We start from the raw sequence: 23,398 nt of genomic DNA, 5'->3' as shown, positions 1-23,398 counted from the left end.
CACTGCCGCCTCCCCCACCGCCGACCTGCCCACCGCCGGACCGCGCGACCCGCGCGTCGGTGGCCCACTGAGGCAACTCATGCTCCGCCTCCACTTCTACGTCGGCCTGCTGGTCGGCCCGTTCCTGCTCATCGCCGCGGTGTCGGGCTTCTTCTACGCGCTGGCGCCGACGCTCGAGAAGGCGGTCTACGCCGATCAGTTGACCGCCGCCTCCTCGGCGCAGAACGTCGCACTGACCGACCAGATCACCACCGCACGTGCGGTTCATCCCGATCTCGCGGTCTCGAGGATCGTGCCCGGGAGCGACGGGTCGACGACCAGGGTGTTGTTCACGGATGACTCACTACCGTCGGAATCGCACTCCCGCGTGGTCTTCGTCGACCCCTCCGACGGTGCCGTCCGCGGGGACACCGTCCAGTACGGGTCCGGCCAGGCGCTCCCTCTGCGCACCTGGCTGTCCGGCCTGCACCGCAGTCTGCACCTCGGCGAGGTCGGGCGCCTCTACTCCGAGCTGGCCGCCAGCTGGCTCGCCCCACTCGCCCTGGCGGGGTTGTACCTGTGGTGGGGCCGTACCCGCCGGGCCGACACCTCTCCGTTCAGGTCGGCCCCCGGCCTGGAGGGGCGGGCGCGCCTACGCTCCCGCCACGCCGTGCTGGGCACCTGGGCACTGGTGGGCATGCTCGTGCTGTCGGCGACCGGTCTGACCTGGTCGGCCTACGCCGGGCAGCGCGTCTCCGACCTCCGCTCCGCCCTGGACTGGACCACGCCGACGCTGTCGGCCCACTCTCCTGAGACCTCCGACGCCATAACCCCTGTCGCCGCGTCCGCGAACGGACACGCGCATCACGGTTCCCATGGCGCTTCCCATGGTCTCGGTTCCGAGGACGCCGCCGCCTGGACCCCGGAGGGAGCGCAGATCGCACTGGCCGGCGCCCGCTCAGCGGGACTGACGGAACCCGTCCAGCTGGTCCCGCCCACCGCTGACGGTGACCCCTGGCGGGTCCAGGAGGCCCGGCGGTCCTGGACGCCCGGGCCCGACGCGGTGAGCATCGATCCCGCGACGGGCGGGGTGGTGCAGTCCATCCCGTTCTCCAGCTACCCCGTCGCCGCCAAACTCACCGACTGGGGCATCCGGCTCCACATGGGGTTCCTGTTCGGGGTGGCCAACCAACTGCTGTTGGCGGCCGTCGCGGCGGCGGTCGTCGTCGTCACTCTCCGGGGGTACTCCCTGTGGTGGACGCGGCGACCCACCCGCACCCGCGGTCTGGCCCGGCCCCCCGTGCGGGGCGCGGCACTCGAACTTCTGCGCCGCCGCCCACTGGCGGTCCTGATCGGGGCGGCCGTGATCGCGGCCGCCGGATGGGCCGTCCCGCTCCTGGGGATCTCGCTGGCGGCGTTCCTCGTCCTGGATTCGCTGGCGGGGCTCGCCGCACGGCGGGCACGGGGCTGACCCACGCCGACGCCGATTCGCCCCGTGGCGAGCGAAAGTCTGGTCACGGGGCGACTCGCGGGTCTAGATTGCGGCCATGACAGTCACCGACGAGCTACTCGAGGCCGCCAGGGCCTATGCGTCCGATTTCGACAAGGGCGGCCTGCCCATGCCGCCCGGCCGCAAGACCGCCGTGGTGGCGTGCATGGACGCCCGCCTCAATCCGTACGGACTGTTGGGTCTGTCCGAGGGTGACGCGCACGTGATCCGCAACGCCGGAGGCGTGGTCACCGACGACGTCCTGCGGTCGCTCACGATCAGCCAGCGGCTCCTGGGGACCGAGGAGATCGTGCTGATCCACCACACCGACTGCGGCATGCTCACCTTCAGAGACGACGACTTCAAGGACCAGATCCAGGCCGACACCGGTCTGCGCCCGCGGTGGTCTCCGGAGTCGTTCGGCGACGTGGAAGGGGACGTCCGTCAGTCGCTCGCACGCGTCGAGGCGGATCCGTTCCTCCTGCACGCCTCCGCGGTCCGCGGCTTCGTCTACGACGTGGAGACCGGCGAGCTGCGCGAGGTCGCCCGCAGCCCGGAGTGAGGTCCGAGGGCCGCCCGCACCCTCAGGGCACGCGCAGGATCTGCACAGCTCGGTCTCATCACCATCGGTGGCGCGACGGCACTGTACTCACGGGGTGGCGCTGCTGGAATCAACGGTGATAAGTTCCTGCTCACCAATTGCCCCCCCCGGGGCCAACGCCGGAAGGGGCGCGGTCGAGCATGGTTCACCACAGGATTCACCTCGGGAAGGCAGTGGGCGTCGTCGTCGCCGTGATCTGTCTGGCCATCGCCGCGGTGGTCTTCGCCGCGGGAGCGGCCGACGCCCAGGGCTCATCGCGGGACACGGGCAGCCTCGGGAGCCTGGCGGACACGGCCAGCCTCGGGAGCACGGGCAGCGCCGGGAGCCCGGGCGAGGACGCGAACCCGTTCTCGGTGAGTATGGGGGACGAGCACGCGTGCGCCGTCACGACTCTCGGCACGGTCGCGTGCTGGGGCCGGAACTCGTACGGCTCGCTGGGCGGTGGACCCACCGTCGCCCCCGGCACCATCGTGGAGGTGGCCGACCTCGTGGACGTCACCTCGGTGAGCGTGGGGGCCAACTTCTCCTGCGCGGTGACCCGTGCCGGGGAGGTCCGGTGCTGGGGTTCCAACTTCCTCGGACAGCTGGGGGACGGGACGCGGACCGATCGGTACACCCCCGTGCCCGTTGACGGGCTCTCGCGTGCGATCGCCGTCAGCACCGGCAACGCCCACGCCTGTGCTCTGCTGGTCGACCGGACGGTGGCGTGCTGGGGCGTGAACAACCTGGGACAGTTGGGGGACGGCACCACCGACACCCGGACGAGCCCGGTCCCCGTGGAGGAGTTGCGCACCGTGTCCTCGATCGATCTCGGACCCCTCCATTCGTGCGCTCGTCTCGAGGACGGCACCGCCCGATGCTGGGGCCGCAACGGGGAGGGGCAGTTGGGCGACGGCACCACCGACAACAGGCTCACTCCGACGCCCGTGGCCGGCCTCGATGACGCGGCCTCGATCGCAGCGGGCAGCAACCACACGTGTGCGGCTCTGACGGACGGCGGTGCCCGCTGTTGGGGACAGAACTACAACGGCGCCCTCGGCGACGGATCCACCACGGACCGCGTGGTGCCCGTGGCGGTGGACGGACTGTCGAACGTGGTCGCAGTGAGCGCGGGAGGCGCGCATTCCTGCGCGGTCCTCCGCGACGGCTCGGCGCGGTGTTGGGGTGCGAACTTCCTCGGCAACCTGGGCGACGGCACCTTTGACGACAGCCTCGTCCCGGTACCCGTAGAAGACCTGGCCGGCGCGACGGGGATCAGCTCGTGGGGCTCGTCCACCTGCGCGGCCCTGGATGACGATTCCATCAGGTGCTGGGGCCTCAACCACTACGGCCAGTTGGGCGACGGCACGACGGAGAACCGCCCCGGTCCCGTCCAGGTGATGGGGCTCCCCCGGTAGGGACGAGCCCGGCCGGTCACGGTTCCGACTCACCTCTGGTGTGTCGTGCCTCACCCTGATACGGATGAGACACCTCCTCTTTCCCGAGGAGCGCCCCGACAAGGGAGGCACGCCATGTGCACCGGTCTCAGCCACACCACGAGGGACCACTACTTCGGCAGGAACCTCGACCTCGAGTACTCCTACCACGAGAAGGTCACCATCACGCCCCGGAACTTCCCGTTCGAGTTCCGGCGGCTCCCCCCGCTACCCACCCACCACGCCATCATCGGGATGGCCACCACCGCTGAGGGGTTCCCCCTGTACTACGACGGGACCAACGACCGGGGTCTGAGCATGGCGGGGCTCAACTTCCCCGGGAACGCGGACTACAAACCCGAGGCCCCGGGCAAGGCGAACGTCGCGCCGTTCGAGTTCATCCCCTGGGTTCTGGGCCAGTTCGACACGGTCGATCAGGTCGAGACCGCGCTGTCGGAGGTGAACCTCGTGGACATCCCGTTCAGCTCCGAGTTCCCCCAGTCACCGTTGCACTGGATCATCTCGGATCGTCACAGGTCCCTCACCGTGGAGAGCGTGGCCTCCGGTCTGCGCGTCTACGACAATCCGTACGGCGTGCTGACCAACAACCCGACCTTCGACATCCAGAGCTTCGGGCTGAGCGACTACATGCATCTGTCGACGACCCCGCCCGAGAACCGCTTCTCCGAGCGGCTCGAGTTCGACACCTACAGCCGGGGGATGGGGGCCATCGGTCTGCCCGGCGACCTGTCCTCGTCCTCGCGGTTCGCCAAGGCCGTCTTCACCAAAATGAACTCGGTCTCCGGGACGTCCGAGTCGGAATCCCTCAGCCAGTTCTTCCACATCCTCGGATCTGTCGCTCAGCAGCGCGGATGCGTGCAGGTCGGCGGCGACGACTCATACGAGATCACCATCTACTCGTCCTGCTGCAACGCCGACACCGGCGTCTACTACTACACCACCTACGAGAACAGTCAGATCACCGGCGTCGACATGCACGCAGCGGATCTCGACTCCGACGCCATCGTTGACTATCCCCTGGTGACGGGCCAGCAGATCGCCATGCAGAACTGAGCGCTCGCCGTCTCCGCGTCTTCTCAGCGAACCCTTCTAGGCTCCGACCCGCGGTGTCACGCAGGTGACGACGACACGGGTGTGACGCGCGGCCTGACGGGGTCCGCGGTGGAGGTGGGCGGCGATGCAGCAGCTACTCGGTGTGTCTCTTCTGGACACGCCGGCGTCGGCGACCCTGTGGGTACTCGTGGTGGTCGGCTTCGCGGGGCTGGCGGTCGCCGGCTCCACGGGCGTCAGGGGCGGCACCCGGGACCGACGCCGGTGGTGGAGGCGAACCCTGCCCTCGTGCGCGATCGCCGCCGCACTGGCAACCGCGACCGGCGGGTTCCTGGTCGAGGGGGTGTTCAAACCCATCCCGGACGCCATCCCTCGAACGGTGTACGTCTGGATCGCCGTGGCCCTGCTGGCGGTGATGCTCGCCGTGTCCTGTCTGGTCGGCGGGAGGACCCGCCGACGCCCGTGGCGGGTGGCCGGGGTGCTGCTCACGACGGTGGCCGTGCTCCTCGGCGCCGGCGGCCACGTCAACCGCATGTACGCCGAGTTCCCCACCCTCGGCACCCTGATCGGGATTCCGGACCACCGGACCGTCCCCCTCGCCGACGTCCTCGGGTCCGATCCGACGGCCGTCGGCGACGACCTCCCGCCCGGGACCGCCGTGGAGGACGTGTGGACGCCCCCCGAGAACATGCCGACGAGCGGGGCGATCACCGAAGCGCCGATCCCCGGGACCACGTCGGGATTCGCGGCGCGGCCCGCGCAGATCTATCTGCCGCCGGCGTACTTCGCGCAGCCTCGCCCCCTCCTTCCGGTCCTCGTCCTGCTCGCCGGCCAGCCCGGCACCCCCGAGGACTGGGTGGTCTCCGGGAGGTTGCCGGTGATCGCGGACGCGTTCGCATCGCAGCATGCCGGGCTGGCCCCTGTCGTGGTGGTGGCCGATCCCCTCGGGGAATCGCTGAGCAACACACTGTGCGTGGATTCGCCCCGGGGCAACTCCCGGACCTACCTGACCGTCGACGTCCCGACGTGGATCCACGAGAACCTGCAGGTCGCTTCCGGTCCGATGTCGATGGCGATCGGTGGGCTGTCCTTCGGCGGAACCTGCGCACTCCAGACGGCCCTGTCCGACCCGGACGTCTTCCCGACCTTCCTCGACATGTCGGGGCAGCCGGAGCCGACCATAGGAACCCGAGCCGACACCGTCGAGCAGTTCTTCGGCGGAGACGAGGCGGCGTTCCGCCGGAACAACCCCGCCGACCTGATGGCGACACGGCGCTTCCCCGGGATGGCCGGAGCGTTCGTCTACGGTTCCACCGACACCGAGTACGGCCCGGCGGCCAGGGAGCTCTACTCAGCGGCGGTGGCCGCCGGTATCGATGCCCACCTCACCGAACTGCCCGGCGGTCACAGCTACGCCGTGTGGTCCGCGGGGCTCGAGCGCGAACTACCCTGGCTCGCCCGGAGAACGGGGCTCATCCGATGAGAACGGGGCTCATCCGATGAGAACGACGGTCTCCACCGCGCGCCGGTACGCGGCCCGGGCATGGTCGACCTCTCCGGTCACCATCACACTGCTCGCCGTGATGTGGGTGGTGGCCGCGGTGACCGGCACGGCGACCTTCGGCCCGGGCCCCGAGTGGCTCGACCGGGTCGCGGCGGGGTCCGTGTCGCTCGGACGCGGCCACCTCTGGACCCTCATCACGTCCGGGCTGTTCGTCTCCGGCCTCGGCGGTCTCCTCGCCTCCACGGCGCTACTGCTGGTGGTGGGGCCGGTCGCCGAGCGACTCCTGGGCGGGGCCCGCCTGCTGGCCGTGGCCCTCATCTCTCAAGTCGCGGGCGTTCTCGGCGGTGTCGGTCGCGACCTGCTGGTCGGCGTCCTGTCCCACGGGGACGGGGGGTCGACGACGGCCCACCCGCACTCGTGGGTCGACCCGCTGCCGTGGATCCTCGGGGTCCTGCTGGCCGCGACGGGCCGGATGCCGACCCTGTGGCGACGCCGGATCCGCGCGGTGGTCCTGGCCGCTCTCGTCACTCTCCTGCTGTTCGCCGGGCATCCCCAGGATGCGGTCCGGTTGTCCGGGGCACTGGCCGGACTCGCCGTCGGCGCCCTGCAGGCGAGGGGCCGCCACCACACCCCGCTGCTCGGCGGATCGGTCCGGGAGACACGCACCCTCGTGGCCCTGGTGGTGGCCGCCACCGTCCTGGGACCCCTCGTCGTCTCCCTCTCCTCAGGCGCGGTCGGGCCCCTGGCGCCACTGAGCCAGCTCGTCCGCGAGGTGCCGTACACCCCGGCGCAGGTCGCGGAGCTGTGCGACGCCGCGCCGGGCGGGATCGACTGCTGGAACGCCAGACAGCTTCTCCGCCTGACCGGGGTCGGCCCCCTCGCCCTCACCCTCATGCCGTCCGTGCTCATCCTCGTCCTGGCCGACGGGCTTCGACGCGGCAGGCGCGCCGCGCGCTGGTGGGCGCTGGCCGCGTACGGTACCCAGCTCGCCGCCTCGGTCGCTCTGCTCGTCACCGGCCCGATCGAGGGCGGGCACGGACGACGCCAACTGATCTTCGGGGCCGCTCCACACGCGCTCACGGTCTGGGTGGTCTCCCCGTTGGTCGTCCTGGCCGCGGTTCTGCTCACCCTGACGTTCACCGGCCGGTTCTTCCGCATGCGGGCGAGCCGCCGTGCGGTCAGACGGGCGACCCTGTCGATCGCGGCGGTGGTGCTCGGCGGGTTCGTCGCGTTCGTCGGTCTCGGCGCGGTGGTCACCGAGGGCGTCGCGGCCTCGGGCCTGTCCGATCCGTCGATCGCCGAGCTCGCTGGCGACTATCCGGCCCGCCTCATCCCTCCCGCGTACCTGGGCCTGTTCGGACCGACCCTGCTCCCCGTCTCCGACGCGGCGACGGCGCTGTTCGAGTGGATCGGGGTCGCCGTCTGGGCCGGGGTCATCGTGATCCTGTGGCGCCTGCTGCGGGCGCGCCGGAGAGACGAGGACCCGGCGGCGCACGAGCGCCTGCGGGAGCTGCTGCACACTCCGGGCGGGTCCTCGCTGTCGTGGATGACGACCTGGGACGGAAATGAGTACTGGTTCACCAGCCAGCACCCGCCGGGCCGCCCGTCCGTGGTGGCCTTCCGGGTGGTGGGCCGGGTCGCACTGACCACCGGAGGCCCGGTCGGGCCACCGGACCAGGCCGGACCCGCGGCGCTGGAGTTCGCCGAACACTGTGCCCTCCAGGGCCTGGCTCCCTGTTTCTACTCCGTCGACGACGAGCTGGCGGCGGCGCTGCGGGCGGCGGGATGGTCCTCGGTCCAGGTGGCCGAGGAGACAGTGATCCCTCTGCCCGACCTGGCGTTCACCGGCAAGCGGTTCCAGGACGTCCGCACCGCCCTGAACCGGGCGCGAAAGGAACAGGTGACGGCCACGTGGACGACCTTCGCTGAGGCCCCCTTGACGCTGACCCAGCAGATCGTGGCGGTCTCCGAGGAATGGGTGGCCGACAAGGGCCTGCCCGAGATGGGTTTCACCCTCGGCGGGATCGACGAGCTCCGCGATCCCGAGGTGCGCCTGCTGCTGGCCGTCGACGGGGACGACGTGGTCCACGGGGTGACGTCGTGGCTGCCCGTCTACCGAGAGGGCGCTGCCGTGGGACTCACCTTGGACTTCATGCGCCGCCGGACCGGCGGCTTCCGGCCGACGACCGAGTTCCTCATCGCCTCTGCCGCGCTCACCGCCAAGGAGGAGGGCCTGGAGTTCCTCAGCCTGTCCGGGGCACCGCTGGGTCACGGCCGGCGTGAACCCGGAGACGGCGCACCGACCGCGAAGCAGGACGCCACCGCGCTCTCGGCCGCCCTGGACCGCGTGGGAGAGACACTCGAGCCCGTCTACGGGTTCCGCTCACTCCTCGCCTTCAAGGCCAAGTTCCACCCGGAGTACCGCCCTCTACATCTGTGCTACCCGGATGCGGCGACCCTCCCGGCGATCGGCGTCGCGGTGGGACGGGCCTACCTCCCGAAGGTGGGACTCGGCCAGGGAGCCCGCCTCGTGGCCACGCTGAGGCGGGCCCGCCGCTGAAGGAGACCCGAGCAGGGGCACCCTGATGGGCGACGAGGCCGACGGCTCTTCTGTGGATGCCGGTCGAGGGGTGCGGATGAGTCCGACGGCGATGCGGCAGGGCGGCAGCACGCTCGCTCTCGGCCCGGAAGAAGACGTGCTTGACGGTTTCGATCAGTACCAGGTAGATCAGCGCCATCGCCGCTAGGGCCACGTAGAACAGTGCCGGTAGTCCGACGAACCCCAGCAGCGGGCCGAGCGGGGTGAACGGCAGCGCCACGCCGACGGCCACGACCGCCAGGACCGACCCCGTCAACAGCCACGAGGGACGACTGCGCAGGAACGGGACTCTCCGGGTTCGGATGGCGAAGACGATCAGGGTCTGGGTCGCCAGCGACTCCACGAACCAACCCGTGCGGAACTCGTCCGGGCCGGCATGGAGGACACCCAGCAGCAGAGCGAAGGTCGCGAAGTCGAAGAGGGAGGAGGCCGGACCGAAGACGAGCATGAACCGTCGGATCTGTCCCAGGTCCCAGTGGGAGGGCTTGCGCAACTGCTCCTCGTCGACCCTGTCGGTGGGAATGGCCAGCTGTGAGGTGTCGTAGAGGACGTTGTTGAGGAGGATCTGCTGGGGCAACATCGGAAGGAAGGTCAGAAAGGCGCTGGCCGCGGCGGCGGAGAACATGTTCCCGAAGTTGGACGAGGTCCCCATGAGGACGTACTTGATGGTGTTGGCGAAGATCCGCCGACCGCTCACGACCCCACGGGCCAGAGTGCCTAGATCCTTCTCGAGCATGATCACATCGGCCGAGTCCTTGGCCACGTCGGTGCCGGTGTCCACCGAGATCCCGACATCGGCCTCGTGCAGGGCCAGGGCATCGTTGACCCCGTCGCCGAGGTACCCGACAGCGTGCCGGGCGCGGAGCAGACGGATGATCCGGGCCTTGTGCGTCGGGGAGACCCGGGCGAAGACGATCGTCGTGGCGAGTGCGGCCCCCAGGGCCTGATCATCGAGTGCCTCGACCTGGCGCCCGGTCAGCACCGGGACGGCCCCGGCGTCGTCGGTGAGCCCGAGGTCCCGACACACCTTGACCGCGACGACCTCGTTGTCGCCGGTGGTGACCTTCACCCCGATCCCGAGGTGGGCCAGGGCACGAAGCGCGTCGACGGCGTCGGGTTTGGGCCGATCGACAAAACACAGGAACCCGGCCAGGTGGAATCCGGACGGCGGAGACGAGGCGAGCTCGGTCTCGTCGTCCGCCCGCCGCACCGCCACAGCGACGACTCGGAGGCCCTGTTCGAAGAGCCCACCCATCGTGGCGCGCCCCTCGTCCTCGTCCGGAGAGCACCTGGACACCACCACCTCGGGAGCTCCCTTGAGAATCTCCCACCGCTGACCGTCCACGAAGTCCACGAGCACCGAGGAGGTCAGCGATTCATGGTCGAAGGGGCGGAGATCCACCCTCCGTGTTCCGGTCACCTCGGCCGGGTGCCCGGACCCCGGCCCGGCTGCTCGCCAGAGTGCGGCGTCCAGGGCGTTCTGCCCCGCCCCGGCACCCCCGGCCGCAGGATCGGCCTCGCAGCACAGCACGCCCAGGCGCGTCGTGGCCGTCTGGTCCTGCCCGGCGGGTACGGACTCGAGAAAGGTGATCCGTCCTTCGGTGAGCGTGCCTGTCTTATCCGTGACCAGCACGTCCATGTTGCCCAGGTCCTCAATGCTCGTCAATCGCTTGACCAGCACCTTCTCTTTCGCCAGCAGTCGCGATCCCGCCGCCAGCGAGGTGCTCACCACCGCCGGCAACAACTGCGGGGTGATGCCCACCGCGATCGCCAGTGAGAACAGCAGGGCGTCGAGGAACGGGCGCCGGAGCAGCAGGTTGATCACCAGGATCCCCACCATCAGCGCCAGACCGATCCACAACAGCATCATCGAGAACCGCGTCAGCCCCGTCTCGAAACCCGTGCGCGGCGCCCGGTCCCCCAATCCCTGCGCGATCCGTCCGAACTGGGCGTCCTCACCGGTGGCGACCACCGCGGCGACGGCGTCCCCGTGCCGGACCACCGTGCCCATCAGCAGACACGATCTCAGTTCCCCGAGACCGGCGCCCGGTTCCACGGGCTCCGGGGACTTGGACACCGGCAGAGCCTCGCCGGTCAACACCGACTCATCGGCTTCCAGCTCGTTGCACTCCAGCACCCGCACGTCGGCCGGCACGATCGAACCCAGGCCGATCCGCACCAGATCACCGACCACGAGCTTCTTGACGTCGACGGATCGATCCCGCCCACCGCGGATCACCACCACGCTGTGACTGACCTGGCGATGCAGGTCCTGGGCGGTGCGCTCGGCGCGGTACTCGTTGACGAACCCCAGCCCGGTACTGGCCGCCATGATGGCACCGATGATCAGCGCGTTGACCTGATCCCCGGTGGCGAAAGACAGACTCGCGGCGATGAGCAGAAGGAGCAACACGGGGTTGGCGAACTGCCGCAGGAGCACTCTCCACCAGGTCGCCCGACTTCCGGGAAGGACGTTGGGGCCGTCGACCGCCAATCGGTCGGCGGCCCGCTCCTCGTCCAGACCGGAGCCGGGCACCCCGAGCGCGGTCAGCACATCCGGCGCGGGCATGACGGACGCCTGCTCCAGAGTCAACTGACCTGTCGGCGGCTCGGTCCCCGACCCGCCCTCGCTGTGTCGGGCCACGAGTCCAATAGTGGCACCGCCGTGCGCCTTCATCTAGCGCCGGAACGGTCGACTACCGAGTACGGGTGTAGCTCGCCCCCCGGTTCCCCCGGCGACCCGCGCGCTCCCCGGTGCCGGGGTCTCGCCGGTCGGTGTCAGGCGCGCCCGTGGCGACGCCGCCACTTGTGGAGACTGTCAGCCGTGAGCACCGCAGGGATGGCGATCGCGGCCACCACCCAACCGATGAGAGGTGGATTCGTTCCTCCCAACACCTGGTGGACCGGCGGCACGAACAGGAAGACGGCGAGGGCGGCGAGCATCGATACCTGAGCCCACAGCAGGAGCGTGTTGGACATGAGAGGGATCGCGCCGAACCACGTGGATTCGGAACGGCACGCCAGTGCGTTGGCGAACTGGCCCAGTACCAGGGCGGCGAAGGCTGCTCCTGACGCCGCCGCCAGTGTGCCCGGGTCGACGGCGGCGCCCGGGGACCACCCGGCCATCAGGAGGACCGCGAGAAATGCGGACATGACGACCAGCGCCTCCGTGGGACCGAGCACACCGAACACCCGTCGCAGGATTCGCCCGTCCAGCAACGAATCGGTGCGCAGCGGCCCTTTCATCACCTGGCGCCTGGCCGGTTCCGCTCCCAGGGCGAGCGCGGGCAGCAGATCGGTGCCGATGTCCACTGCGAGGATCTGCAACACGCCGAGAGCGAGGGGCACCGTGCCGCCACTGAGTGCCCATACGACGAAAGGTGTGAGCTCGGCGACGTTGTCGGTGAGGTGGTACGTGAGGAACCGCCTCACGTTGGACCACGTCGCTCTGCCCAGTTCCACCGCGCGGACGATAGTGGCGAAGTGGTCGTCGAGCAGCACGACATCGGCGGCCTCGCGTGCGACGTCGGTGCCGCCCGCTCCCATCGCCACGCCGATATCGGCCTGCCGTAACGCAGGCCCGTCGTTGACCCCGTCACCGGTCATCGCCACGACGTGGCCGCGCTTCTGCAACGCCCTGGCGACGCGCAGCTTGTCCTCCGGGGTGATCCGCGCGACCACCGTCCCGTCGGTGTCGAGCAGCTCTCCGAGCTCGTCGTCATCAACGGGAAGATCGGCACCCGCGATCACCCGTGCGGAGGCATCCGGCCCGGCGCCGAGCAGGCCGATCTGCCGGGCGATCGCAGCGGCGGTGTCGGGATGGTCACCGGTGAGCATCGCCACGGCGACCCCGGCCCGGCGGCATTGACCCAGCGCGTCGGCCACACCCTCACGGGGAGGGTCCTCGAGGCAGAGCAGCCCGAGCAGCTCCATGCCGTCGCATTCCCAGGGGAGAGGCTCCCCCTCCCCGGTCTCCGGACGAACGGCTCGGGCGACCGCCACCACCCGCAAACCTTCGCCGCCCGCAGCCGTCACCTCCTGTGCGGCCGCCACGGTGGACCCCGAGCACCGCGGCAGGACCGATTCGGCCGCGCCGAGCAGGTGGATCCAGTCATCGTCGACCGCCCCCGAGCATCGGGCCCGCGGATCGAACGGTATCCGACGACGCTCTGGCCGTACGGGCTCGCGCTGCCCATCAAGACGCGCCTGGGCCACCACCAGGGCCACCTCCATCGGGTCACCCCGGGCGGTCCACCGGCCGTCGACGAGCTCCGGGCGACCCGAGACGCATGCCGCCGCCGATGCCGTCGCGAGCGCGGCCGCTCGGATCGCGCAGGCTCCCCCCGTCGCCTCTCCCTCGGGCGCGTAGCCCTCTCCGGACACGGTGACGGTGCCGGCGGGAGTCCACACCCGTCTCACGCTCATCCGGTTCTGGGTCAGAGTGCCGGTCTTGTCGCTGCATATGTAGGTCGTCGTCCCCAGGGTCTCGACCGCCTCGAGCCTCTTGACCAGTGCCCGGTCCCGAGCCATCACCTGGGCGCTGCGCGCCAGGGAAAGGGTGACCGTGGGTAACAATCCCTCGGGAACGAGCGCGACCGTGACACCGATCGCGAACAGGAAGCCCTCGGACGCCTCGGTTCCGAGGGCGACCAGGACGACGAAGGAGGCGACCCCTGTGCCGGCGGCGATCAGGGACACCATCCTGACCACGCGGTGCAACTGCCGGGTCAGCGGGCTCGTCGGCCGGGCTGCCGAGTGCGTCATCACCGCGACAGAAGCCAGTCGGGTTCGCGTACCGGTGGCGGTGACCGTCGCCGAACCGGCCCCTTCGACGACGAAGGTTCCCGCGTAGGCGGTGTCCCCGGCATCCGGGTGGACGACCGCGCTCTCTCCGGTCAGCAGCGACTCGTCCACGGCGAGACCCACCGCGGTGTCGAGCCGGAGATCGGCACTGATCCGGTCTCCCGCCTCGAGCTGAACAGCGTCTCCCACCACCAACTGCTCGGCCGAGATCCGGACCACCTTCCCGTCCCGCACCACCCGCACCTGCGGCGGGAGCAGGTCCTCGAGTGCAGCGGCGGCGCGATCGGCTCGGTACTGCTGCGCGAACGCGAAGAGACCGTTGACCACCACCACGACCCCTATCGCCAGGGACAGAGCCGGCATGTCCGCCACCCACGCCAGGGCGGCCGCGACCCAGAGCATGAGAGCGAAGAAGTTCACCATCTGCGCGGCCAGCGCCAACAGGGGCGAGCGAGGCCGCGACGTGGGAAGCGCGTTCCGACCGTCGGCACGAAGCCGGTCCGCGGCCTCGCCGGAAGACAGCCCGGCCTCCGACGGGGCCGGGCTGTCGGACGACGAGGCGACTGGCATGAGACCCACCTCCGGAGAACACGCCGGTGGAACGTGGAACGGACCAGATGGTACGAGCCTGCGCGCCGAATCGGCTAGCCCCCTAGGGGGGAGCAGAATACCGCCTCTGAGGTCTGTCGGACCCCGGACGGTGGCGGTAGAATCGCCTACGTGGGCGTCACTCGTCCGGTGCGCCCTCCGGCGACACAGCGAGGAGCGCCGCCATGAAGGCAGTCGTGTTCGAGGGCTTCAAGACCTTCCCCCAATTCAAGGACGTCGACAGACCCACCCCCGGCCCGGGCGAGGTCCTGCTCAAGGTGGCCGGTTCGGGCGCCTGCCATTCCGATGTGGGCCTGTTCCATGAGTTCCCCGGCGACCCCACCGGCTTCCTCACCCCGCCGTTCACCCTGGGCCACGAGGTCTCCGGATGGATCGAGGAGCTCGGCCCCGGCGTCACCGGCCTGAACACGGGCGAGGCGTTCCTGGTCTACGGGCCGATCGGGTGCGGTCGGTGCAAGCCGTGTTCGCGGGGGCAGGACACCTACTGCCAGGACGTGCCGTCGGTGGGGTACCTGGCCACCGGGCTCGGCCGGGACGGCGGCATGGCCGAGTACATGACCACCAACGCGCGCAACCTCATCCCGCTGGGCGATGCCGACCCCGTCGCCGCCGCTCCCCTGGCGGACGCCGGCCTCACCCCGTACCACGCCATCAAGCGGGTGCTGCCGGACCTGACCACCCCGGGCGCGACCGCACTCTGCATCGGCCTGGGCGGCCTGGGTCTGGTGGCGGTGCAGATCATCCGGGCCATGACCGGGGCCACGGTGTACGCCACCGACACCAAGCCGGAGGCCGTCGCCGCCGCGGAGGCCGACGGGGCGATCGGCATCCCGAGCGAGGGCGCCGCCGAGACCCTCCGCGAGCTCACCGGCGGCCGCGGCGTCACCGCGGTGTTCGACATCGTGGGCTCCTCCCCCACTCTGGAACTCGCCGCCTCGGTGGTGGCCCAGCAGGGCTCGGTCACGGTGGTCGGCCTGGCCGGCGCCGACTTCCCCTGGAACGTCTTCCGCCTGCCCTACGAGGTCAACTTCTCCTCCACCTACTGGGGCACCCTCGAGGACCTCCACGAGGTGGTGGACCTGTACCGGGCCGGCAAGATCAACCCGGAGGTCCACGTGTATCCCCTGGACCAGGCCCTGGAGGTGTACCAGAAGCTCGTCGACGGCCGGGTCAGCGGACGCGCGGTGATCGCCCCCCATGGCGGATAGCGAGAACCGCACCGGCCAGGATCACCCCGCGTCGGCGTTCTCGGGGTTGACCACTGTGTCCAGGTTGGATCCGCGCTCCCCGATGCCCGTGATGCTGGTCACGGTGGCCACTCCCGCACCGAGCAGCGCCGCGTCGGTGTGGGCCTCGTGCTCCTCCGGCGTGTCGGCCAGGATGAGATGGACGTGGTTACTGCCGGCCTCGACCATGGTGGTGTGGACGATGCCGAAAGGCGCCAACGGGGCGCTGGTGATCGTGAGCCCGTCAGCGCGCGGGGTGTTGGGGACATTGACATTCAGCACCGTGCCGCTGGAGCTCGCCAAGAGCGCCGGGAGGACCCGCGAGGTCACTGCCGCTGCGCTCGACCAGTGCGCTGCGGCGTCCGTGTGATCGGTCGCCAACGACACCGCCAGGCCGCGGGCGCCGTTGAGGCCACCGGTCAGTGCGGCCCCCACGGTGCCGGAGTGCAGAATCGCCCTGCCCACGTTGGCACCGCGGTTGATGCCGGACAGGACGAGATCCGGCGGCCCGTCACTGAACGCACGATGCGCTGCGAGCAACACGATCAGCGCCGGCGCGGCGTACACGGCGAACGCCGGCACCTCCATTCCCGGAAGCGTGCGACGCTCCACGCGGATGCTGCCCTGCCCACCTGCGGCGGTGACGGCGGAAGCCTCGGTGGCGGTGATGGACGCACTGCTGCCGCTGGCTTCTTCCACCGGCGCCGCCACCACCACATCCAGCCCGCTTGCGCGTGCCGCTCCGGCCAATGCCAACAGGCCCGGAGAGTCCAGACCGTCGTCATTGGTGACCAACGCGAGCAGGGTCCGTCACCCCCTTCGGATGAAGTCGGAAAGCTGGGCGGGCGTGATCCGCACCTCCGGAGGCCGTTGCCAGTCATAGGGACTGATCTGCACGAATTCGCTGAATCTCCTGATGGTGGACAACTCGCCGGTGCCCAGACCGTGTCGCGTGACGTTCAACGCTCCGGCCGCCGCCCCCAGTGACACCGCCTCCTCGATCCCCGAACCCCGGGCAAGAACCGCTGCGGTAGCGGCGGTGAAGCTGTCGCCAGCGCCCGTCGAGTCCTCGACCTGCATGGCCGGCGCGACGACCTCGCGGACTCCCTCGTCGTCGAGGAGGAGCAAACCCTTCTCGGCGCGGGTCACGATCACCGTCTCCGCGCCCGCACTGCGGATCGCGTGCATCGCCGAGACGATCTCCCGCACGTCGACCGAGGAGATCCTGCCATCCGCCAGCAACTCCTCGTGGCTGACCTTGACGACGTCCACCCCACCCTGGAGGGCGGAATCGAGCCGCTCCCCGATGAGGTCGACCATCACTCTGCACCGGCAGGTGCGCAGGTCCGCCGCGAGCCGTCGGTAGACGTCGGCAGGTACGACGCCCCCGCCGGCGGGACCGCTGAGAAGCACCACATCCGAGCCGATGGCTTCACGGAGTGTCAGGCCGTACAACCTGTCGAGGTCGTGGCGCGACAACGAATCACCCTTGGTGTCGGCGACGACCCGCCGACTGCCCTGCCGACGGTCGTGGATGTATGCGGCGCCGTAGCCTTCCTTCCGTTCCACCGCGACCAGACGAAAACCTTCGTCCCGGATGAGATGCTGCAGCACTGCCCCGGTCTCTCCGGCGAACCCCGCGCACAGGGTCACCTCCGTGCCCAGAGCGCGCACCATCCGGGCCTGCCACACGCCCTGCCCACCCGGGTGCAGGTGAATCGCCACGTCACCGTCGTGGTCTTCCACCGTGATCGTCAGTACGGGTGACGGCGCGAAGATCACGACGTGCCCCACCCGGCCGCTCACGCCGCGAGGTCCCGCTTCGTCTGGGTCCACAACGTCACCTCACATCCGAAGACCGGCAGCGCCATCGACGTCGCGGCCCTCGCGCGGAGCGGACGTCTGCTCACCCGCGTGAGTCTCCGGATCGTCGAATGCCGGCGTCGTCACCCGGGTTGGCCTAATGCCCTGGCCTTGAGCGCCTCGTACTCCTGTGGAGAAATGGTCCCCTGATCGAGAAGAGCGCGGGCCTTGGTGATCTCGTCGGCAGGGCTTGTCGAATGCGAGATCTTCCGAATGTAGTCGTCGAAATTGCGCTGGTCGCGATTCAGCCTCAGTTCTGCACGTTCCTGCATACCGGGGCCCCGGGCGATGAGATACACCAGGACCGTCAGGAACGGCACGAACACGAGGCAGAACACCCAGACCGCCTTCCACCAGCCGCTGAGCTGGTGATCGCTGAAAAGGTCTGCGATCACCGAGAACAATGCGAACAGATAGGCGACCAGCGCGAAGATCCAGAAGACTGACCAGAGCACGCTCCAGAAACCGTAGTCGTCGAACATCGTGACTCCCTCGGATAGTGTCCTCAACGAGGTAATCAAATTGTCGTGGCGCTGTCTATGCCCTCTGCCGGATAACCGGCTCTTCCGTGGGTGTCGGCGCCGATATCCGCGGTCGTCATCCCACCGACCGGAGTTCGGAACGCTGATGGATTCGCGTCCCGGGGCGTCGTTCACCGAGAGGGGACACACCCGGTGGCCGCCTCCAGGCACGAGGAGCGCGGCCACCGCGTGGTCGTTCGAGGGGTCCTTCTCCGACCCACTCGACGAGAACCGGCGCGGTGACCGCTCCTCATGGAGTCGACAGCCGGTCGAGCCAGGGTCAGCCCAGGGCCACCGCCATCTCGTTGGGAGCCTCGGGGAGCTGGCCCGAGGCGACGACCTCACCGTTCGTGAGGTCCACGGCGTACACGGTGTTCGTGGCGGGCTCGCTCACGTAGGCGATGTCCCCGTTCACCACGATGCCGGGGTGCGGGTCCTGCCACTCCGCCGGGCCCTCCCAGGAACCGATCACGTCGTAGCTCTCGGAGATCTCGCCGGTGGCCGGGTCGATCACGTGGATGGCACCGTCGGTGCCCAGGAGGTAGGCCTTGTCGTCCGGCCCGCGCACCACGCCGCGCCAGGTGTACCCGACGTCCTCCGGCAGGTCCACGCCCTCGAGGGTGCGGGCCTCGGTGTCGATCAGCGCGATCTTGTTGAGCAGGACGCCCTCGGCGTCCGGGTCGTCCTTGTAGTCACCGACGACGAGGGGGCTGTCCTCGGACACGTAGGCGTTGCCCATGCGGCCGTACTCGTCGGGCGCGGTGAGCTTCTCGAACGCGCCGTCCTGGTAGATCAGGGCACCGTCCTCGCACCCGAAGATCACCGTCTCGTCGGCGGCGGTGCCCTCGCCGTGAATCGCGGGGCACTCCTCGTTGCGGGCGATCTCCTCGCCGTCTGCGTCGACGGCGAAGGCGCCCGTGCGGCCCTCGTCGTCTCCGATGGTCGAGAGGAAGGTGCCGTCGCTCAGCACGATCGAGACGCCGTGGTGCGCCTGGTCGCCGGGGATGGTCTCGAAATCGGGCAGGTCGGCGTCGTCGCCGGCGAATGCGTCGGTATCGAAGACGAAGGTGTCGCTGGTGCCGTCGTCGTACAGCACGGTCTTGCCCGCGTGCCGGACGACGTGCGCCGGGGTCTCGGCCTCGATCACCAGGTCGGTGAGCTCCGGCGCCGAGGTGTCGAGCACCTGGAACCCGTCGGAGGTGGTGACCAGGACGGTCCGACCGTCACCGAACGCGTTCAGGCGGGTGAACTCCTCGGTCTCGAACTCCTCGATGATCTCGAGGGTCTCGCCGTCGAGGACCGCGACGCCGTTCTCGTACGCCACCGCGAGTCGGTTCTCCGAAGACCCCTCATGTGCTGCCGAGGTCGTGGTGGCGGTGGTGTTCTGCGCCTCGGCGTCGTCTGCGTCGGCGTCGCCACCACCGTTGCCACATGCGGTGGCGAGCAGAGCCGCTGTCGCGAGCACCGCGACCGCTCCTGCGCCGCGGGTGTGTCGTGTTCTCATTCCTCGTCCTTCTTTCACTAGGTGGTCAGGCGGAGAGCCCGTCGACGATGCGCTCGGTATTCGCGCGCATCATCTCCAGGTAGCTGGGGGCGCCCTGTCCCGTTTCGGTGAGCGACTCGGTGAACAACTCGATCACCCTGATGTCGATACCGGCTTCGCTCGCGAGCACCTGCACCAGCCGATCCGGCTGGGAGGACTCGGCGAAGATCGCGGGGACGCCGGCCTCGGTGATCGCCGAGGCGAGCCCGTCGAGGTCGGAGGCGCTGGGGGAGGCGAGGGTGGTCCCGCCGGGGATGGCCGCGCCGAGGACGCGGAAGTCGAAACGCTCGGCGAGGTAGCCGAAGACGTGGTGGTTGGTCACCAGCGCGCGTCTGTCGGCGGGGAGGGTGGCGAACGCGGCGGTCATCTCGTCGTCGAGCTCGTCGAGTCGGTCCCGGTACCGGGCGGCACCCGCCTCGACGGCGGCCCTGTCGATCCCCTCCACGTCGAGAAGCTCGGTCTCCAGTGCGTCGACGACGTCGACCATGCGGGCCGGGTCGGTCCAGAAGTGCGGGTCGGCGGTGCCGCCGGCGTCCTCGTCCGAGTAGTCGATGACCTCGATCTGGTCCCCCGCGACGAACATCGGCACCCCGGTGTCCGCGACCCGGTCGAGATGCTGTTGGAGCCCTTCCTCGAGACCCAGTCCGTTCGACACCACCAGGTCGGCGCGATCCATGAGGCTCGCCTCCTGAGCGGAGATCTCGAACGAGTGCGGGTCGGCGTTGGGCTTCATCAGGGTCGTGACGTCGGCCGCGTCCCCCACCACGTTCTCGACCACGTCGCCGAGGATGTTGGTCGTCACGACGACGGTGGGGGGGTCGCCCGCGTCGCCGTCCACGATCGCGCACCCCGACAGGGCCAGTCCCGCTGCGACGAGCACGGCGGACAGCACCGGACGCCGCCTCATCGTCCGGTCTCCGCCACGAAGTCGGGGGTGGTGGGTGTCTCCAGGCTCCGGGCGACGCGCGCGTCGCCCCGGTAGTCGATCTCGTGGACGACCCCTGCGACGGGGTCGTTGACATACGCCCGCTCGCGGTCGACCGTGAGCTCGATCCCGGAGGCGGTCTCCGGATTCGCGACCGACCCTGCCAGCAGTGCCTCGGTCACCGCGATCTCCGTGCCGGCCTCGCCGTCGAAGACGCGGATCCGGCCCTCCCGGTCCACCCCCACCACGTGGGAGTCGTCGTCACTCGCGGCGGACACCTGCAGCAACGGCTGATCCGTCGGCACCAGGCGCCACTGCTGCGACCGGGTGTCCAAGAGCCAGAATCCCTCGTCCCCGGCGAGCGCGGCCACCACCGGTCGTCCCTTGCGGCCACGGAATTCCGTCGCGCGCGGCGCCTCGGTGCCCTCCGGGAAGGCGATCGATTCGAACCGAGGTCCGCCGTCCTCGTAGGTGGCCAGGACGGCCCCGTCCGCACAGCCCACGACCACACCGATGCGCGTGGTCACGGCGCCCTGTGCGTCCGCGCAGGGTGCCGTCGCACCGTCCACCGGAGCGCCGTCGGCTCCGTGGAACTCCACCCCGGACACCACTGCCGACTCGTCGACGATGGTCACGAGCGCGCCACTGCCGAGGGGGGCGACCAGTCCCTCGTGCGGTTCGGACTCGAGACGGAAGACCTCCTCGACCCGCCCCTTGGACAGGGCCTCGTTGCTCAGCAGGACCGCCTCTCCCGACTCCGGGAAGAAGATCCCGGTACCCCCCGTGGTGGCGTTACCTGAGGTCGTCACGACCGCGGGGCCGTCCCCCATCACGGCTCCGAGCATGCTCGGGGAGGTGCGGTAGTAGTGGAAGTGGTCGACGTGGTCCCACGTCCACACGCCGCTGTCGACGATCTCCACACCGGATTCTGTGTCCGCGAACAGGTACCGGCCGTCCGAGGTGACCGCCGACGGGGGCTCGATGGTGCCCGGCTCGGTCGACGTCCCGTCGAGCAGGTTGAGCATGCCGACCGCCCCGGTGCGGTCGATGCTCACCAGGTGCAGCTGGGGCTCGGCCACCTCCTCGGCGCCTTCGACTTCGCCGTGACCACTGCCGGAGTCCTCCTGGGACCCCTGCGCGGCAGTGGTGGTGGTCCCGTCCGCCGCGGTATCCGGGCCGCCCGTGTCGGTCGGGCCGCCCGCGCACCCCGCGAGCGCGAGGGCGACGACGGCAGCGACGATGCCGGCAGGGAATGCACCAGGACGGACGACGGTGGAACTCGATCTGAGGGTGTGCATTCTCTGCTTTCTCGATGGGTTTCGGGGGGTGTCACCGTGCGGATGCGTCCGCCGCGCCCACGACGTCCGATGGCCCTGTGGCGGGGTGATGGCCGATGGCGCGGACGAGCAGGATCCGGCGGGCGGAGTGCACGGCCGCCGAGACCCCGGCCAGTGCGATCGCGGAGAACGCGATGGAGGAGCCGGCGGCCGTTCCCGCATGCCAGGAGGCGAGTAGACCGATCACCACGGCGGCACCACCGAACGCCGCGGCGAGCACCATCGTCGAGGGAATGCGTCTGGTCCAGCGGTTCGCGGCGACCACCGGGGCGAGCAGCAACGCCACCACCAGCAGGGTTCCGACGGCCTGATAGGAGGCCACCACGGCGAGGGTCACCAGTCCTACGAGCGCCACCTGCGCGACCCTCGGCCGCAGCCCCAGGGTCTGGGCGACGCGGGGGTCGAAGGCCGCGGCGACGAACGCGCGGTGGAAGCGGGCCGCCACCGCCAGGGTCACCACCAGCGCGAGGGCCAGGGTGACGAGTTCGGGACCGCGGATGGCCAGGATGTCGCCGAAGAGGATGGCGGTGGCGTCCGTGGCGAAGCTGCCGGAGTGGGAGACGATGATCACCCCGACCGACAGCATCGTGACGAACAGCAGCCCGATGGTGGTGTCGTAGGACAACCGGCCGCGCCTCTGCAACGCCCCGATCCCCGCGCTCATGGCCACCGCACTGACCGCGCCGCCGACCATCGCCGGAAAGCCGAGCACGGTGGCCAATGCCACTCCGGGGAGCATCCCGTGCCCGATCGCCTCGCCGAAGAACGCCATTCCCCGGATGACGACCCAGGTGCCGACCACTCCACAGATCGCCGCAACGAGCAGGCCGCCGACGAGAGCTCGGGCGACGAACGCGGTGCTGAACGGATCGAGGATCAGGGACACGAGGCCGTACACTATCTGTAACGACATTCGTTATCAACAAGGAGTGCAGACCATGCCCCTCTCGGGTCCGGCCCTCAGCGCCCACGGGTTGTGTTACGGCTATGAGGGCCGTGAAGTGCTCCACGACGCGGCGGTGGAGTTGGCGTACGGGACCGTCACCGCTTTCGCCGGGCCGAACGGATCGGGCAAGTCCACTCTCGTGGAGCTCCTCGCCGGCGTCCGCGTTCCCCTCCGCGGCGAGGTGCGTCGGCGGGGCACCGTCTCACTCGTCGTCCAGCGACCCGCTGCGCCGGAGACCCTCCCCCTCACGGTCCGGGACACCGTCTCCATGGGGACGTGGGGGCGACGGATCGGTAGGCGGGAGGCCCGCAAGGTCGTGGCCGAGATGATCGGGGCGGTCGGCCTGGACGGCCTCGAGTCCCGCTCCCTGACGGAGCTGTCCGGAGGTCAGCGACAGCGCGCCCTCCTCGCCCAGGCGTTGGCGAGTCGCGCCGACATCGTGTTGATGGACGAACCCGATGCCGGACTGGATTCCGCCAGTCGGCGGCACGTCCACGAGTTGCTCACCGATCAGGCCCGTCGACGGGGCGTCGCCGTGGGCTGTGCGTCACATGACGAGCGGTTCGTCGCCACCGCCGATCACGTGGTCAGGTTGGAGGCCGGTCACGTGACGAGCTGCGCCACGTACACCCCCGACACCGCGAGCGCCGCCACGCCGAGTCCGGTGCGCAGCCCGAGCTCCGGGATGCGCGGTTGCAGCAGCACTCCCAGGTAGCCGCCGATCAGACCGCCCAGTCCGCAGACGATGCCGACTCCCCACGCCGGTGCGACCGGATCGGTCGAGAACCGTGCGAGCACGGTGAACACCACCGCGCCGACCACCGAGGTGATCCAGGTGGTGGCCAGGGCCGCGGGTGCGACGACCCCCACGGCCAGGCCCCCGGCGACCAGCAGGGGCGAGAGGATCGAACCCCCGCCGATGCCGTAGACGCCGCCGACGACCCCGACCACGAACGCGGCCGTACGC

General features: G+C 70.0%; 17 protein-coding genes and 1 pseudogene. 8 read left to right on the top strand and 10 right to left on the bottom strand.

What is annotated here, in order from left to right; all coding sequences use genetic code 11:
- The 6 genes and pseudogenes from IY392_RS04955 to IY392_RS04930 all read left to right on the top strand — a co-directional run.
- A partial coding sequence (locus IY392_RS04955; protein WP_228549043.1) for a PepSY domain-containing protein occupies positions 1–1,450 on the top strand: 1,450 nt, incomplete at its 5' end.
- A 76-nt stretch (positions 1,451–1,526) separates the two neighbouring features.
- A complete protein-coding gene (locus IY392_RS04950; protein ID WP_194860674.1) occupies positions 1,527–2,030 on the top strand; it encodes a carbonic anhydrase in 504 nt (167 codons plus the stop codon).
- 179 nt (positions 2,031–2,209) lie between these two features.
- Positions 2,210–3,466, top strand: coding sequence for an RCC1 domain-containing protein (locus tag IY392_RS04945; RefSeq protein WP_182612660.1), 1,257 nt, complete (start codon positions 2,210–2,212; stop codon positions 3,464–3,466).
- Between the two features lie 114 nt (positions 3,467–3,580).
- Entirely contained in the window at positions 3,581–4,558 is a 978-nt protein-coding gene (bsh, locus tag IY392_RS04940) for a choloylglycine hydrolase (protein ID WP_194860673.1), read from the top strand.
- A 124-nt stretch (positions 4,559–4,682) separates the two neighbouring features.
- Positions 4,683–6,038 (top strand): alpha/beta hydrolase family protein, encoded by a 1,356-nt coding sequence (locus tag IY392_RS04935; protein ID WP_194860672.1) that lies wholly within the window; start codon positions 4,683–4,685, stop codon positions 6,036–6,038.
- Positions 5,932–8,442: pseudogene (locus tag IY392_RS04930) on the top strand (phosphatidylglycerol lysyltransferase domain-containing protein); the annotation flags it as partial. The gene IY392_RS04935 and the pseudogene IY392_RS04930, both read left to right, overlap by 107 nt.
- A 13-nt stretch (positions 8,443–8,455) precedes the next feature.
- Here the strand turns inward: IY392_RS04930 and mgtA are convergent.
- Together mgtA and IY392_RS04920 are read right to left on the bottom strand one after the other, a co-directional pair.
- Positions 8,456–11,302, bottom strand: a complete 2,847-nt coding sequence (gene mgtA / locus IY392_RS04925) for a magnesium-translocating P-type ATPase (protein ID WP_375292889.1) — start codon at positions 11,300–11,302, stop codon at positions 8,456–8,458.
- A gap of 134 nt (positions 11,303–11,436) precedes the next feature.
- Positions 11,437–14,031 carry a cation-transporting P-type ATPase gene (locus tag IY392_RS04920; RefSeq protein ID WP_182613473.1) on the bottom strand — a complete coding sequence of 865 codons (2,595 nt, stop codon included), beginning with the start codon at positions 14,029–14,031 and terminating at the stop codon, positions 11,437–11,439.
- Between the two features lie 203 nt (positions 14,032–14,234).
- Between IY392_RS04920 and IY392_RS04915 the strand changes: the two genes are divergently transcribed.
- Complete coding sequence (locus IY392_RS04915; RefSeq protein WP_182627071.1) at positions 14,235–15,278, top strand: NAD(P)-dependent alcohol dehydrogenase; 1,044 nt, start codon at positions 14,235–14,237, stop codon at positions 15,276–15,278.
- A 21-nt stretch (positions 15,279–15,299) separates the two neighbouring features.
- Here IY392_RS04915 and surE read toward each other — a convergent pair whose 3' ends face one another.
- The 7 genes from surE to aztB all read right to left on the bottom strand — a co-directional run bounded on the left by surE (position 15,300) and on the right by aztB (position 22,371).
- Positions 15,300–16,091 carry a 5'/3'-nucleotidase SurE gene (surE, locus tag IY392_RS04910; RefSeq protein ID WP_228549041.1) on the bottom strand — a complete coding sequence of 264 codons (792 nt, stop codon included), beginning with the start codon at positions 16,089–16,091 and terminating at the stop codon, positions 15,300–15,302.
- A 15-nt stretch (positions 16,092–16,106) separates the two neighbouring features.
- Positions 16,107–17,102, bottom strand: a complete 996-nt coding sequence (locus IY392_RS04905) for a PfkB family carbohydrate kinase (RefSeq protein WP_194860671.1) — start codon at positions 17,100–17,102, stop codon at positions 16,107–16,109.
- 140 nt (positions 17,103–17,242) lie between these two features.
- Positions 17,243–17,641, bottom strand: a complete 399-nt coding sequence (locus tag IY392_RS04900) for an SHOCT domain-containing protein (protein ID WP_107757741.1) — start codon at positions 17,639–17,641, stop codon at positions 17,243–17,245.
- A gap of 319 nt (positions 17,642–17,960) precedes the next feature.
- Entirely contained in the window at positions 17,961–19,184 is a 1,224-nt protein-coding gene (gene aztD / locus IY392_RS04895) for a zinc metallochaperone AztD (protein ID WP_194860670.1), read from the bottom strand.
- Between the two features lie 25 nt (positions 19,185–19,209).
- Entirely contained in the window at positions 19,210–20,130 is a 921-nt protein-coding gene (aztC, locus tag IY392_RS04890) for a zinc ABC transporter substrate-binding protein AztC (RefSeq protein WP_194860669.1), read from the bottom strand.
- A complete protein-coding gene (locus IY392_RS04885; RefSeq protein ID WP_194860668.1) occupies positions 20,127–21,446 on the bottom strand; it encodes an ABC transporter in 1,320 nt (439 codons plus the stop codon). Before IY392_RS04885 ends, aztC begins: the two co-directional genes overlap by 4 nt.
- A gap of 31 nt (positions 21,447–21,477) precedes the next feature.
- Positions 21,478–22,371, bottom strand: a complete 894-nt coding sequence (aztB, locus tag IY392_RS04880; protein WP_194860667.1) for a zinc ABC transporter permease AztB — start codon at positions 22,369–22,371, stop codon at positions 21,478–21,480.
- A gap of 52 nt (positions 22,372–22,423) precedes the next feature.
- Here aztB and IY392_RS04875 point away from each other — a divergent pair, with 52 nt between their 5' ends.
- Positions 22,424–23,146 carry an ATP-binding cassette domain-containing protein gene (locus tag IY392_RS04875; protein WP_228549039.1) on the top strand — a complete coding sequence of 241 codons (723 nt, stop codon included), beginning with the start codon at positions 22,424–22,426 and terminating at the stop codon, positions 23,144–23,146.
- Here the strand turns inward: IY392_RS04875 and IY392_RS04870 are convergent.
- On the bottom strand, positions 23,035–23,398 hold a 364-nt coding region (locus IY392_RS04870), incomplete at its 5' end, for a TSUP family transporter (protein ID WP_194860665.1). The genes IY392_RS04875 and IY392_RS04870 overlap by 112 nt on opposite strands.

The organism is Dietzia sp. SYD-A1, assembly GCF_015356725.1.
Classification (GTDB): Bacteria; Actinomycetota; Actinomycetes; order Mycobacteriales; family Mycobacteriaceae; genus Dietzia.
Note: the sequence above shows the minus strand (reverse complement) of the source record. Positions and strands in the feature narration are given on the sequence as shown.

Coding starts and splice junctions, on each gene's coding strand:
- IY392_RS04950 (WP_194860674.1), top strand. CDS start 1,527: ATGACAGTCACCGACGAGCTACTCGAGGCCGCCAGGGCCTATGCGTCC.
- IY392_RS04945 (WP_182612660.1), top strand. CDS start 2,210: ATGGTTCACCACAGGATTCACCTCGGGAAGGCAGTGGGCGTCGTCGTC.
- bsh (WP_194860673.1), top strand. CDS start 3,581: ATGTGCACCGGTCTCAGCCACACCACGAGGGACCACTACTTCGGCAGG.
- IY392_RS04935 (WP_194860672.1), top strand. CDS start 4,683: ATGCAGCAGCTACTCGGTGTGTCTCTTCTGGACACGCCGGCGTCGGCG.
- IY392_RS04920 (WP_182613473.1), bottom strand. CDS start 14,031: ATGCCAGTCGCCTCGTCGTCCGACAGCCCGGCCCCGTCGGAGGCCGGG.
- IY392_RS04915 (WP_182627071.1), top strand. CDS start 14,235: ATGAAGGCAGTCGTGTTCGAGGGCTTCAAGACCTTCCCCCAATTCAAG.
- IY392_RS04900 (WP_107757741.1), bottom strand. CDS start 17,641: ATGTTCGACGACTACGGTTTCTGGAGCGTGCTCTGGTCAGTCTTCTGG.
- aztD (WP_194860670.1), bottom strand. CDS start 19,184: ATGAGAACACGACACACCCGCGGCGCAGGAGCGGTCGCGGTGCTCGCG.
- aztC (WP_194860669.1), bottom strand. CDS start 20,130: ATGAGGCGGCGTCCGGTGCTGTCCGCCGTGCTCGTCGCAGCGGGACTG.
- IY392_RS04885 (WP_194860668.1), bottom strand. CDS start 21,446: ATGCACACCCTCAGATCGAGTTCCACCGTCGTCCGTCCTGGTGCATTC.
- IY392_RS04875 (WP_228549039.1), top strand. CDS start 22,424: ATGCCCCTCTCGGGTCCGGCCCTCAGCGCCCACGGGTTGTGTTACGGC.